This window comes from Flavobacterium sp. (assembly GCF_965262375.1).
Classification (GTDB): domain Bacteria; phylum Bacteroidota; class Bacteroidia; order Flavobacteriales; family Flavobacteriaceae; genus Flavobacterium.
In genome coordinates this window covers 1,651,493-1,665,125 of record NZ_OZ253527.1, presented here as the reverse complement: position 1 = coordinate 1,665,125, position 13,633 = coordinate 1,651,493, and the positions used below count along the sequence as shown (strand labels likewise).

At 33.7% G+C, this 13,633-nt stretch carries 11 protein-coding genes; 7 read left to right on the top strand and 4 right to left on the bottom strand.

Annotation, left to right across the window (positions count from 1 at the left end):
- Nucleotides 1-123: 123 nt before the first annotated feature.
- The 4 genes from ACQY29_RS07635 (at nt 124) to ACQY29_RS07620 (ending at nt 4,738) form a co-directional block, all read left to right on the top strand.
- Nucleotides 124-282: a hypothetical protein gene (locus ACQY29_RS07635; RefSeq protein ID WP_428224629.1), complete on the top strand. Its 159-nt coding sequence runs from the start codon at nt 124-126 to the stop codon at nt 280-282.
- A gap of 6 nt (nt 283-288) precedes the next feature.
- The gene (locus tag ACQY29_RS07630; RefSeq protein WP_428224628.1) at nt 289-2,016 is read left to right on the top strand and encodes a phospho-sugar mutase; all 1,728 of its coding nucleotides are present in this window, start codon (nt 289-291) and stop codon (nt 2,014-2,016) included.
- A gap of 118 nt (nt 2,017-2,134) precedes the next feature.
- A complete protein-coding gene (locus ACQY29_RS07625) occupies nt 2,135-3,964 on the top strand; it encodes an ABC transporter ATP-binding protein (protein WP_428224627.1) in 1,830 nt (609 codons plus the stop codon).
- A 72-nt stretch (nt 3,965-4,036) separates the two neighbouring features.
- Nucleotides 4,037-4,738: a hypothetical protein gene (locus ACQY29_RS07620; RefSeq protein ID WP_428224626.1), complete on the top strand. Its 702-nt coding sequence runs from the start codon at nt 4,037-4,039 to the stop codon at nt 4,736-4,738.
- A 119-nt stretch (nt 4,739-4,857) separates the two neighbouring features.
- Here the strand turns inward: ACQY29_RS07620 and ACQY29_RS07615 are convergent, their stop codons facing one another.
- The 3 genes from ACQY29_RS07615 to ACQY29_RS07605 are packed head-to-tail and all read right to left on the bottom strand — an operon-like array spanning nt 4,858 to nt 9,735.
- Nucleotides 4,858-5,544: a hypothetical protein gene (locus tag ACQY29_RS07615; protein ID WP_428224625.1), complete on the bottom strand. Its 687-nt coding sequence runs from the start codon at nt 5,542-5,544 to the stop codon at nt 4,858-4,860.
- Nucleotides 5,545-5,580: 36 nt separating this feature from the next.
- Nucleotides 5,581-8,004, bottom strand: coding sequence for a TonB-dependent receptor (locus ACQY29_RS07610; protein WP_428225890.1), 2,424 nt, complete (start codon nt 8,002-8,004; stop codon nt 5,581-5,583).
- Nucleotides 8,005-8,040: 36 nt separating this feature from the next.
- The gene (locus ACQY29_RS07605; RefSeq protein ID WP_428224624.1) at nt 8,041-9,735 is read right to left on the bottom strand and encodes a M23 family metallopeptidase; all 1,695 of its coding nucleotides are present in this window, start codon (nt 9,733-9,735) and stop codon (nt 8,041-8,043) included.
- Between the two features lie 269 nt (nt 9,736-10,004).
- Here ACQY29_RS07605 and ACQY29_RS07600 point away from each other — a divergent pair, with 269 nt between their 5' ends.
- From ACQY29_RS07600 to rny, 3 genes are all read left to right on the top strand, one after another.
- Nucleotides 10,005-10,232, top strand: a complete 228-nt coding sequence (locus ACQY29_RS07600) for a hypothetical protein (RefSeq protein ID WP_428224623.1) — start codon at nt 10,005-10,007, stop codon at nt 10,230-10,232.
- Nucleotides 10,233-10,240: 8 nt separating this feature from the next.
- Nucleotides 10,241-10,537 carry a cell division protein ZapA gene (locus tag ACQY29_RS07595; protein ID WP_428224622.1) on the top strand — a complete coding sequence of 99 codons (297 nt, stop codon included), beginning with the start codon at nt 10,241-10,243 and terminating at the stop codon, nt 10,535-10,537.
- A 209-nt stretch (nt 10,538-10,746) separates the two neighbouring features.
- The gene (rny, locus tag ACQY29_RS07590; protein ID WP_428224621.1) at nt 10,747-12,309 is read left to right on the top strand and encodes a ribonuclease Y; all 1,563 of its coding nucleotides are present in this window, start codon (nt 10,747-10,749) and stop codon (nt 12,307-12,309) included.
- Between the two features lie 102 nt (nt 12,310-12,411).
- Here rny and ACQY29_RS07585 read toward each other — a convergent pair whose 3' ends face one another.
- Nucleotides 12,412-13,608 (bottom strand): IS256 family transposase, encoded by a 1,197-nt coding sequence (locus ACQY29_RS07585; RefSeq protein ID WP_428224620.1) that lies wholly within the window; start codon nt 13,606-13,608, stop codon nt 12,412-12,414.
- Nucleotides 13,609-13,633 lie beyond the last annotated feature (25 nt).

The following is a 13,633-nucleotide window of genomic DNA, read 5'->3' as shown; positions in this document are numbered from 1 at the left end:
AGAATCACTTCGGAGGTTTCAGTGCTTTTGCTTTTACAGTACAAAATATCACCATACTTTAGGTTGTATTGAAAAAAAAAAAGCAATTGAAATCAATATTTCATTCATCAGAGCTTTTGTAAAATGAGATATTTCACCCTGTATGACAAAGAATTAAAAAAAGGAATTGATGAAATTGAAGTTCAATTCCCTGAAATTTATAAAGTTTTGAGTTACCTAATAGAAAAAGATAACGAAGAAACGACACAAAAAGAAAGATTAAAAATTGGCTATAAAAAATAAGGAATTATGCACATCGAAAAGGCAATTTTAGACCAAGTGAATATTTGGTTAACCCCAACATTTGACCAAGAAACACAAGAAGCTATCAAAGAAATGATGACTTCTGCTCCAAAAGAATTAGAGGATAGTTTTTATAAAAATTTAGAATTCGGCACAGGTGGTATGCGTGGCGTAATGGGCGTGGGCACCAATCGTATTAACAAATATACTTTGGGACAAAACACTCAAGGTTTATCTAATTATTTAAAACAGTGTTTCCCTAACGAAGAAATTAAAGTGGCTATTGCTTATGATTGCCGTCATAACAGCGACACTTTAGCAAAAGTGGTTGCCGATGTTTTTTCGGCTAACGGAATTAAAGTCTATTTATTTTCTGAATTACGTCCAACGCCAGAATTATCTTTTGCGGTTAGACATTTAGCTTGTCATGTAGGTATTGTACTTACAGCCTCACACAATCCACCTGAGTACAATGGATACAAAGTGTATTGGCAAGATGGCGGACAAATTGTTCCTCCACAAGACAAAGAAATTATTCAGGCGATTGAAGCACTAGCTTACACGGATATTAATTTCAATGCAAATAACGATTTGATTGAATATATTGACAAAGATATTGACGAAGCCTTTGTAAAAAGCACCATTGAAAATGCTAGTTTCAATACGCCCGCTTACGCTAAAGAAAATTTAAAAATCGTATATACCTCGTTACACGGGACTTCCATCAAAGCGGTTCCTGCTGTCTTGGATGCTGCTGGTTATACCGATGTAAACATTGTTGAAGCTCAAGCCATTCCTGATGGGAATTTCCCAACGGTAAAATCACCAAACCCTGAAGAACCAGAAGCCTTAACGATGGCTATGGAATTGGCAGAAAATATTCAAGCGGATATCGTAGTTGGTACCGACCCTGATTCTGACCGTTTAGGGGTAGCCGTACGCAACAATGAGGGCAAAATGACTTTATTAAATGGCAACCAAACCATGGTTATCATGACTGCATTTTTACTAGAACAATGGTTAAAAGCAGATAAAATTACTGGAAATGAATTTATAGGTTCAACCATTGTTTCTACACCAATGATGCTCGATTTAGCTGAAGCTTATGGCGTAGAATGCAAAGTAGGCTTAACTGGATTCAAGTGGATTGCTAAATTCATTAAGGACTTCCCTGAACAAACTTTTATTGGTGGTGGTGAGGAAAGTTTTGGTTTTATGGTAGGCGATGCCGTGCGTGATAAAGATGCAGTTGGTGCTATTTTATTAGTTTGTGAAATTGCTGCACAAGCCAAAGCTGAAGGACAAACTTTATATCAAAAATTAGAACAATTATATGTTGACTTTGGTTTTTACAAAGAGCATTTAATTTCTATTACCAAAAAAGGAATGGATGGTGCTGTCGAAATTCAACAAATGATGAAGGACTTACGTGAAAATCCATTGGAAGAAATCAACGGAAACCGCGTGGTTTGTGTAGAAGACTACCAAACTTCTAAAGGTAAAGATTTCATGAACAATGAAGAATTTGGTATTAACATTCCAAAATCGAATGTATTGATTTATTATTTAGAAGACGGAAGCAAAATCTGTGCGCGTCCAAGCGGTACAGAACCTAAAATTAAATTTTATTTTAGTGTGAACTGTGCCATCGAATCTGTTGAGGATATTGCTGTCGCTGAGCTACAATTGGACGAGAAAATTAAGAACATCATTAACGATATGCAATTGAATTAATTACATAAAACTAATTTCCGTGATTCCGTTAAATAGAATCACGGAAACCAAACTTACCTATTTTGCTTTGAAAAGCATTAAAAAAGTGTTTTTATTTAAAACCTAATTTTTTTTTCACATGAAAAGAATATTTAAACAAATGTATCCGTATATACTTCCCTATAAAACACATGTAATATGGAATGTTATCTACAGCCTTTTGTATGCTTTTTTTGGCACGCTTGCATTTGTCACATTAATCCCAATGCTAAGTGTATTATTTGATAAAACCCGTAGAGTTCTAATTGAGCCTAAATATACAGGTATAACAAACATCAAAGATTACGCTTCAGATCTACTATCTTACAAACTCACCCTTTACACTAATAGTAACCAGCCTGAGAAAGCACTTTTACTTACAATCATCCTAATCATTGCTACCTTTTTCCTAAAAAACATTGTAGGCTATTTATCTTCCTATCATATGATGCATTTAAGAAACGGAGTAAGTAATGATGTTAGAAAAATGATGTTCAATAAAATCATCTCGCTACCTATTCCATTTTTTTCAGAAAGAAGAAAAGGGGATGTTATGACACGCATGCTGGGTGATATAGGTGAAGTTCAAAATTCTTTCTTTGCCATATTAGATTTGATTATTAAAGAACCTTTAACAATCATATTTTCAATTGTAACTATGTTCTACATAAGTACTAAACTTACCCTTTTTGTATTTATTTTTTTACCAATTTCAGGTTTAATTATATCAAGAATAGGTAAAAGTTTAAAATCAAAATCCTTACAAGTACAAAACGAAAGTGGTAATCTAATTTCAGTTGTAGAGGAAACACTAACAGGGCTAAAAGTAGTTAAAGCTTATAACGCAGAACCATTATTCAAGGCTAAATTTGGAGGAATCTTAGACCGTATCCTTAAATTATCGAATTCCATTGGTTCAAAAAACAATTTAGCCTCTCCTATGAGTGAGTTCATGGGGATAGTAACAATAGCTACCTTATTATGGTACGGAGGTCATTTGGTCTTAATTGACAAAAGTATTGACGGCTCTGTTTTCATAACTTATATGGGATTAGCATACAATATTTTAACACCAGCAAAAGCGATTACCAAAGCTAGTTATGCCCTAAAAAATGGTTTAGCCGCTGCAGATCGTGTATTTGAAATTATTGACGAGCCTAACACGATCGCTAATAAACCAAATGCAATTACTAAAGAAGATTTCAAAGAAAAAATTACTCTAGAAAACATCAACTTTGCATACCAAGAAGAAAATGTACTAAAGAATTTCAGTATCGAAGTTCCCAAAGGAAAAACTGTAGCCTTAGTTGGTCAATCGGGTTCTGGAAAAAGTACTATTGCGAATTTATTAACTCGCTTTTATGATGTACAATCAGGAGCAATTAAAGTTGACGACATAGATATTAAAGATATGACTGTAGAGTCATTACGCGGTTTGTTAGGAATTGTAACTCAAGACTCTATACTTTTTAATGATTCGATAAAAAATAACTTATTGATAGGTAAACCTGATGCTAGCGATGAAGAAATTATAAATGCACTAAAAATTGCTAATGCATACGAGTTTGTCAAAGATTTAGCTGAAGGAATTCATACCAATATCGGGGATGCTGGAGGAAGACTTTCTGGCGGACAAAAACAACGTTTATCGATTGCACGTGCCGTACTGAAAAACCCTCCAATCATGATTTTAGATGAAGCTACTTCTGCACTTGATACAGAAAGCGAAAAACACGTTCAAGTTGCCTTAGAAAACATGATGCAAAATAGAACCTCAATTGTTATTGCCCATCGTTTATCCACCATTCAAAAAGCAGATAACATTGTAGTCATGCAAAAAGGAGAAATAGTTGAGCAAGGCACACATGATGAGCTCTTAAACAAAAATGGAACTTATGCCAAATTAGTTTCCATGCAAAGCTTTGAATAATTTAAAAATCCCTTTTTTAGGGATTTTTTTTTATCCTTAAAAAAGGTTATTTTTAAAGATAAAAAGCTACCAATGTACAACCAACATCCAAATATCATTTTAAATGGAAATTCTGACACCATTATTTGGAAATATTTAGACTTGTCAAAGTTTTTGGATTTACTCCTTTCACAACGCATGTTTATGTCTCGTTCTGATAAGTTTGAAGATCAATACGAAGGAACTTTTAGCGAACCCACTTTTGAAGAAATAAAAAAAATAGCGACAAACAACCCTAAATTTCTTGATTATTACAAAACACATCGTGAAAATGTAGTAGTTAGTAGCTGGCATACTAATGAATATGAAAGCTTTGCCATGTGGCAAATTTTTACCAAGAACAACGAAGGCTTAGCGATCCAGTCAACCTTAGGAAGATTACAAGAAGCCTTAAGTGCAGAACGTCATTTTGAACAATTTATAGGTGAGGTGAATTATATTGATTACAAAAAAGAACACATTCCCTTTGACGACACCTTTTTCCCATTTTTATTCAAAAGAAAAAGTTTTCAATATGAAAAAGAAATACGTGTACTGACCGATGTGAGTCACAAAAACCTAACCATAAATGATGGCTTAAAAATACAAGTGGACATCAATACACTAATTGAAAAAATTTACATTCACCCTAAAAGCGAAAACTGGTATAAAAAATTAGTTATTGAACTGGTCCATCGGTTGGGTTTTCATTTCGATGTGGAAAAATCAGATCTGGAAAGTGATATTTTGATTTAGAAGATGTGGGGTGATGGATGATTGAGTGATAGATAAAGAGAACAAATCAAAAAGCTCTTAAGGATACTTATCACCTAATAAATCTTCACAAATTGATTTATTCTCTTAAACAAGAACAATTATTTCACAACAGAAACCTCTTGTGCTTTCCATTCTTTCATTAGGTTTACATAAAAATAATGAATCCCATCTTGTTTGTCAAAAGCCCCATTCTTGTTTCGATCGTCTAACGTTCTAAAGAAAATTTTCCCAGTATTTTCAATATAATTCCAGTCTAAAACCTCCTGCATATCTGCCGATAGTTTGGTAAAATCTTTACCTAATTCAGAACTGATATATAGCGATTTCACATCATCTGCATCCACTTTTCCGTCTTGATTGGTATCACTGTCAGCTAACACGTAAACAAATATTTTTTTATGCTTTAAATAGGTCATTCGCTCTATATGCAATTCTTTATCCGACAAAACATGCAAAGAATCTTTACCTATCTCTTGAAATTTAATATTTTTCATATATCCTGTCAATTCATCATCCATGACATTAGAAACATTAAAAACAGCTCCTTCCGTTTTTTCAGATTCAAATTCGCCTTTTCTAAGATCGCTTACTCGCAATTGTCCTATAGGATACACTAAAACACTCCCCATTTGCACTGGCAAATCAGCCACTTCTAAACGAGTTGTATCTTGCTTAATCGCTATTTTTGTTACAGGTTTATCATACTTTACTTTAGGCTTAGGTTGTTCTTTGCAACTAAACAAAAGACACAAAAAAGGGAGTATATATAAAATTGATTTTCTCATAGGTCATTCATTTCTTTCAAAGTTAACAAATCTAACTTACAATTTTATAGTCAGCTTTGCACTAAATACACGTGTAGTCAAATAATTCGGAATTCCATACTGCGTTTTGCTATATACATCGCGCACCCAAGTATTTGTAATACTATTTTGATTGTTAAACATATTAAAAATTTCGAAACCTAATGCTAATTCTCTAAAATGGCGCAACCAATTATCTTTTTCTTTAGCACGAGCTCTATCTGTAAACACATAAGAAAACCCAACATCTGCCCTTCTATAATCCCTTAATCTTGATTGGTATTCATACGGATTAGCATAAGAAGGAGAACCTCCAGGTAAGCCCGTATTATACACTAAATTCAAATACATTTTAAGAGCAGGAATATTAGGCACATAATCTTGAAAAAGCACACCAAATTTAAGGCGTTGATCTGTAGGTCTTGCGATAAATCCTTTATGATCAATATTTTCTTCGGTTTTCATATACCCAAAACTCAACCACGACTCTGTTCCAGGCACAAACTCACCATTTAAACGCATATCTATACCTTCGGCAAAAGCTTCCGCATTATTTTTTGCTTGATAGCGTATACGCACATTGTCAATAGTATATGGATTTACTTGAGTCATATCTTTATAATAAAGCTCTGAAACCAACTTGAATGGTCTATTCCACATTTTAAAGCTAAAATCATGTCCCAAAACAAAATGTACAGACTGTTGCGCTTTAACATTAGGCTGCACTATTCCCAATGAATCTCTCAGCTCACGATAAAAGGGAGGTTGATGGTACCACCCTCCTGAAATTCGAAATAACATGTCTTTTTTCCAGTTTGGTTTGATTGCTAATTGCGCTCTTGGACTAACTGTAAGCTGATTGACTCCCGAGATATTCGCATCTTGCACACTCCATTGCTGCGCACGAACACCGGCATTAGTAAACACATCCATTCCTTTCCATACAAATCGTCTATTCCATTGCACATAAGCTGAAAAACGATTGATATTAGTATAATTAAAAGCTCTTACACTTGTATAAGGTACTAATGGTCCTGTGTATGAAGTATAGGGTTGATCATTTTCAGGAACAATTTTAGGAGGATTTAAGGAAAAACCAGCTGAATCAATTACCTCATATTCACGAATTCGATCGCGAATGCTTTCTCTTGTATATTTGAAACCCCAATCTATTTGATTTTCTTTTTTTCGGTGATTTCCTTTTATTTCCACATTTGCTATTAAAGCATCTAGATCATTTCTTGCGTGGGTAAGTTGCGAACCTATTCCTCTAGAAAAATCTACATTCCCAAAATTTGCATCTCCTAAGTTAGAATTAACCTCACCCAAACGATAAAACCCTTCAATATCAAAATACTCTTGTTCTATGGTATGATACACAGAAGTGATGAGTTTTAAATTATGATCTTCATTAATTTTATACATTGATTTTAGGGCACCAAAAACAGTCGTATATCTATCTTTTTCTTGTCCTTCATATTGCACTAACAACGCAATAGGCTCTTGTAATGTACCAAAATTTGTTTGTCTGCTTACCGGTGTATAATCGTATTTATTTTGAGAAATGTTTCCTAAAATACCAAATTGCCATTTCGCATTTGGGGTAAATGTTACATACATTTGAACATCTGCAAAACGAGGTTTGAAATTAGTTTGAGTTTCTTGACTTTTCACTAACAAACTATTATCACGATAGCGCACACCTGTGATTGCACTCCATTTTTGATTTTTAGACACATTGTCCATTGACAAGTTAGCTCCTAAAAATGAAGCTTCAAGGGTTGCTCCAAATTTGGTAGGTTTACGATACGAAATATCTAAAACCGAAGACAATTTATCGCCATATTTAGCTTGAAAACCACCCGAAGAAAAATCGACATTCTGCACCAAATCAGTATTGGTAAAACTCAACCCTTCTTGCTGTCCAGAACGAATTAAAAAAGGACGATACACCTCAATTTCATTCACATAAACAAGATTTTCATCATAATTCCCGCCACGTACCGCATATTGCGTACTTAATTCATTGTTAGCATTCACCCCTGGCAGTGATTTTAAGATATTTTCAACCCCAGGATTAGCACCAGGTATCAAACGAATAGCTTTAGGAGAAATGGTTGTTATACCTTCTACCCTTTTCTTATTGTTATTTGAAACCACAACTTCACCCAATTGTTCCGCATTGCTTTTTAAAATTAAATTGAATTCATAGTCTTCATTAGGCTTTAGCTCTAAACCTATCACTGCCGTTTTCAAAGACAAATGCGTAAAACGAAGATTTGATTTGACTTTTGATGGAATAGTTAATAAATAATACCCGTTTTCATTGGTTTTAGTATGCTTGTCTTGAAAAGAAACATTAACTCCTTCTACGGGTTTATCCTGCTCATCTAACACAATCCCTTTTACTCTTGCGGTTTGAGACCAAACCGAGTGTACCATCAATACTAATAACAGCGCTAATCTTGCTTTCAAAATTTATAGTTTTGTTTTATAAAAATTCGACTCAAATGTAGTTGTATTTCCTAAATTATCAGTCACTACTAACTTAAAATCATTTTTCCCATCCTGATACTTATTATCCGAAAAATAATGAATTAACCGATTCAATTTATTTTCATACTCCATCAAAATCCATGCTCCGTTTAAATAAGCATTAAACTCTCGAATCCCTGATAAATTGTCTGAAATGAAAATTTTTAACGAATCCCTTTTATCAAGATTTTCTCCTTCTTTAAAATTTGGAGCAAAAATTTTAGGTGCAATTGTATCTTTTGCTAACAGGAATTTCCCTAACTTTTTAGTCTTAATAACAAACGTAGAATCTTTCTTTGTGGTTGCGTTATATTCAGTTTTACCATCATCAAGATTCCCTATAAACATTTTCTCACGGTCTTTTTCAGCAATAGCTTTCACATTAAAAGTAATGGTCATTGGCTTACTTACCGCAACACTTTCATCATGCAAAGTCAACTGATTGTTTTTTACCCCAAAATTGAGATAAAAATCTTCATAAAACGTTTGTTCAGGTATAAACACTGAAATTCTATCTTTTTCATAAAGTTGCTCATTTTGAGATTTCAAAAAATAAGGCGTTTTAGCAACAGTCTTCGGCTCTTTTATAGGCAATTCCGTAAAACTAATAGGAATATTTACTATATTTTTATTTCCATGAAAATCCTGAATTTCTAATTTATAAGTAAAACTCAAATTATTAGCTCCTTCTATCAAACCATCATCTTTTTTAAGTTTGATGATACTTTCTGGAAAAACATAACCCACAAAAAGTTTTTGATAGCGTTGATGCGTCTTTTTATATCTTGGGAAATCGATAAAACAATTAATATGTTTTGATTCATCAAAAGAAAAGGTTTCAAAATCGTATGCAAAATGAGGCACACCATTTAGACTGGCTTCTAATTTATAAATCCCATTTTTACCAAAGTTATAATCAGATATATCATGAGCATTTATCGCAAAACCTATTTTACCTTTGGCTTCAATTTTTGAGGCTAAATAAGTACCATCTTCTTCTAAAGTAAGAGGTACATACATTGGATTTTGAGACCCGTTAACAACACCATTTTCAGAAAATGGATAAACCATTAAGCCATTAATAATTGGTTTTTTAGTATCCTTTACCTGTTTATCATACCCGAAAAGATATGGATTGATAGCAAACTCTGAGATAGTATTGCGAATTTCAAAATGCAAATGAGGTCCACTTGAACCACCAGTATTACCAGTATAACCTATTAAATCTCCTTTTTTAACAGGAATTACCGTGGCATCTGGACGTAATTCGATTGTATAACTCTTTGTCATATACTGATGATTTCTCGCCACTTTATCAACTGTGGGTGAAAAGCGTTGTAAATGAGCATAAACCGAGGTAAATCCGTTAGGATGATCAATGTACAAACATTTCCCATAACCAAAATTAGAAACATTGATTCGACTGATAAATCCATCAGCAGTGGCATAAACAGGAAAACCTTCTTTTTGTTGGGTTCTAAAATCAATACCCGAATGAAAATGGTTAGGGCGTAATTCACCAAAAGACCCCGCAATACTCAAATTAATATCTAAAGGCGAGCCAAAATAATCCTTTGGATATTTATCTTGAGCCTGAACAAGCATCGAAAAACAAAAAGGAATCCACCAATTTCTCATAAATCTTTACAATAAAACAAATATTTGCGCTAAGATAACGAATTTGGTTTTATAAAAATTTACTCACAAACAATGTTTTTTAAACAATTCATTTTAAAGCGATTAAATCAAAAAAATGATAATTGTCAATTTTTTTTTGCAATCTTATTGTTAAAATTCATTTTAAAATCTAAATTTGTGAAGTGATGTAATGTATTTTTATTGCAATGAGCGAAATAAGAGGAATAGTTGATTCTCTTGAACTTAAGTTACAGGAGCTTTTCCAAAAGATGGAAGAACTTCGAGCGGACAATCAGGAATTACGATTACGACTTAAGTATTCAGAATCAATTATTCAGAGACAGAATGACGAAATCAAGCATTTGAAAGCTGATTTAGAAGCAATAAAAATTACAAATTCACTTTTAGGTAGTGAGGAATTCAAAAGAGATACAAAACTCAAAATAAATGCTTTAATCAAAGAAATTGATTACTGTATAGCACAACTTTCTGACTAGAAAGCATAATGAGCGAAAAACTTAAAATAAATATAACCATAGCTGAAAGGGAATATCCATTAACGATAAACCCCGAACAAGAGGAAGGTTTACGATCTGCTTCTCAAAAAATTGAGACCATGATCAAGCAGTTTGAGCAAAATTATGCGGTTAAGGACAAGCAAGATTTACTTGCCATGTGTGCCTTACAATTTGCCACACAAGTGGAACACAAACAGTCTGAAAAACACAATGCTGACGAACAAGTAGTCAAAAAACTAGAAAAACTTGACCATTTATTAGCCAGTTATCTCGAAAAAAAATAAATCACGTTCATTACATAGATTAAAACACTACCTACATTAGTACCCATTTGATAAACTCAACACTAACGTTTAAAACGGGCAAATCGTCGATACTATAGCAGGCCTTTCAGTAGGAAGCTTGAACATCGAGTTAACCCAAAACATGCATATTCGAGTTTATGCAATCTCCTAATGTAGGTTTTTTTTATATATAACCATTAACACAAACTATGGAAATTTTATTAATAATTATTGCCGCAATTGTAGGTGTAGCCGGAGGTTTTGGGATAGCCAAATATCTTGAAAAAACCAATGTATCTACGCTGATTAAAAATGCTAAAAAGGAAGCCTCTTCCATTTTAAAAGACGCCAACACCGAAGCTGAAAATATTAAGAAAGACAAAATTCTTCAAGCTAAAGAAAAATTTATCGAACTAAAAGCTGAACACGAACAAGTAATTTTGACTCGTGATCGCAAAGTTGCCGAAGTTGAAAAACGAATTCGCGATAAAGAATCACAGGTTTCTAATGAATTAGCAAAGACTAAAAAGTTAAACGACGAAGCTGAAAACAAAATCAAAGAATACGAAAACAAAGTAGAGACTCTTGATAAAAAAGCAGCTGAAATAGAAAAAATGCACAAAGCTCAAGTTGAGCAGTTAGAAACTATTTCTGGTTTATCTGCCGAAGAAGCTAAGGAACAATTAGTTGAAAGCTTAAAAGCTGAAGCTAAAACTAACGCTATGGCACACATCCAAGAAACTATCGAAGAGGCTAAGCTAACGGCACAACAAGAAGCTAAAAAAATCATCATCAACACCATTCAAAGAGTGGGTACGGAAGAAGCAGTAGAGAACTGTGTTTCTGTATTCAACATTGAATCTGACGATGTAAAAGGTCGTATTATTGGTCGTGAAGGACGTAATATCCGTGCTATTGAAGCAGCTACAGGTGTTGAAATCATTGTTGATGACACTCCCGAAGCGATTATCCTTTCATGTTTTGACCCGGTACGTCGTGAAATTGCTCGTTTGTCATTACACAAACTAGTTACCGACGGACGTATTCACCCAGCGCGTATTGAAGAAGTTGTTGCTAAAACCACTAAACAAATAGAGGAAGAAATTATTGAAGTAGGCAAACGTACCGTAATTGACTTAGGAATTCACGGTTTACACCCTGAGTTAATCAAGATTATAGGACGTATGAAATACCGTTCTTCTTATGGACAAAACTTATTACAACACTCTCGTGAAGTTGCTAAGCTATGTGGTATAATGGCAGCAGAATTAGGCTTAAATGTTAAATTAGCTAAGAGAGCTGGTTTATTACACGATATAGGTAAAGTACCTGAAACTGAAAGTGATTTACCACACGCTTTATTAGGAATGCAGTGGGCAGAAAAATATGGTGAAAAAGAAGAAGTTTGCAACGCCATCGGGGCACACCACGATGAAATTGAAATGAAATCATTAATCGCTCCAGTTATTCAAGTTTGCGATGCTATTTCAGGAGCAAGACCAGGAGCTAGACGTCAAGTATTAGATTCTTATATCCAACGTTTAAAAGACCTTGAAGATATCGCTTACGGTTTTGGCGGTGTTAAGAGTGCTTATGCTATCCAAGCTGGTCGCGAACTACGTGTGATAGTAGAAAGCGAAAAAGTAACCGACGATATGGCCGCTAAGTTATCTTTTGATATTTCACACAAAATTCAAACAGAAATGACGTATCCAGGACAGGTAAAAATCACGGTAATTCGTGAAACCAGAGCCGTTAATATTGCAAAATAACAAAATATAAACCACAAAAAAACACGCAATTTGCGTGTTTTTTTTTATATCGACACTATCCTAAAAAGTGTGTAAGTTATAATAATGGGGTTTGACTTTTTATTAAAGTTGAACCCTTTTTTCAAATATAGTTAAGAACTGATTTAGTATTAATCCCCAATTAGGAATTGGCATTGACCATTTTTTAGTTGCTTCTCTAAGTGCCAAATATACTGATTTTAAAACAGCTTCATCTGTTGGGAATGATAATTTATTTTTGGTATATTTTCTAATTTTACCATTGAGATTTTCGATTAGATTTGTAGTATAAATAATTTTTCTAATTTCAATTGGAAAGTCAAAAAACACAGTAAGTTCCTCCCAGTTTTCTTCCCAAGATTTTACAGCATAAGGATATTTATGGTTCCATTTGCTTGCAAAATCTTCCAGTGCTCCTTTGGCTGCTTGTTTGGTTGGAGCATCATAAATCTGTTTCATATCTTTAGAAAACTCCTTTTTATCTTTCCAGACTACATAACGAGCCGAGTTTCTAATTTGATGCACTACACAAATTTGAGTTTGTGATTCAGGGAACACATTTTTAATTGTTTGTGTAAAGCCATTGAGGTTGTCAGTCGCAGTAATGAGAATGTCTTCCACACCCCGAGCTTTCAAATCAGTCATTACTCCTAACCAAAAGCTAGCGCTTTCATTCTTACCTAACCACATTCCCAAAACTTCTTTTTTGCCGTCTCTATTCAAGCCTACAGCTAAGTAAATAGTCTTATTGATAACCTTGGAGTTTTCTCGGACTTTAAAGACAATGCCATCCATCCAAACAATTAAATAAATAGGCTCTAATGGGCGATTTTGCCAAGCTATAATGTCATTAGTTACAGATTCTGTTATGCGTGAAATGGTGGAAGTTGAAATATCAAAATTATACACCTCTTTAATTTGTTCTTCAATATCGCTAACACTCATCCCTTTGGCGTATAATGATACGATTACATTTTCTAAACCATCAACCATATTTTGCCTTTTAGGAACAATCATAGGATTGAATGAAGCATCTCGATCTCTAGGAATTTGAATTTCTGATTCTCCAAAAGAGGTTTTAACTTTTTTTGTTGAATATCCGTTCCTAGAATTAGATGTTGCCGATTTTTCGTGTTTATCATAACCCAAATGGGCATCCAATTCACCATTTAAAATTGCTTCTAATCCACGTTTTTGTAGTTGAGCAAGAAATCCGTTTAAATCCTCGCCTGTTTTGAATTGCTTCAAAAAATCATCCGATAATAAATCTTCTTTTTTCATAAGACTGTGTTATAATTAAAGTTAA

Coding starts and splice junctions, on each gene's coding strand:
- ACQY29_RS07635 (WP_428224629.1), top strand. CDS start 124: ATGAGATATTTCACCCTGTATGACAAAGAATTAAAAAAAGGAATTGAT.
- ACQY29_RS07630 (WP_428224628.1), top strand. CDS start 289: ATGCACATCGAAAAGGCAATTTTAGACCAAGTGAATATTTGGTTAACC.
- ACQY29_RS07625 (WP_428224627.1), top strand. CDS start 2,135: ATGAAAAGAATATTTAAACAAATGTATCCGTATATACTTCCCTATAAA.
- ACQY29_RS07620 (WP_428224626.1), top strand. CDS start 4,037: ATGTACAACCAACATCCAAATATCATTTTAAATGGAAATTCTGACACC.
- ACQY29_RS07615 (WP_428224625.1), bottom strand. CDS start 5,544: ATGAGAAAATCAATTTTATATATACTCCCTTTTTTGTGTCTTTTGTTT.
- ACQY29_RS07610 (WP_428225890.1), bottom strand. CDS start 8,004: ATGGTACACTCGGTTTGGTCTCAAACCGCAAGAGTAAAAGGGATTGTG.
- ACQY29_RS07605 (WP_428224624.1), bottom strand. CDS start 9,735: ATGAGAAATTGGTGGATTCCTTTTTGTTTTTCGATGCTTGTTCAGGCT.
- ACQY29_RS07600 (WP_428224623.1), top strand. CDS start 10,005: ATGGAAGAACTTCGAGCGGACAATCAGGAATTACGATTACGACTTAAG.
- ACQY29_RS07595 (WP_428224622.1), top strand. CDS start 10,241: ATGAGCGAAAAACTTAAAATAAATATAACCATAGCTGAAAGGGAATAT.
- rny (WP_428224621.1), top strand. CDS start 10,747: ATGGAAATTTTATTAATAATTATTGCCGCAATTGTAGGTGTAGCCGGA.
- ACQY29_RS07585 (WP_428224620.1), bottom strand. CDS start 13,608: ATGAAAAAAGAAGATTTATTATCGGATGATTTTTTGAAGCAATTCAAA.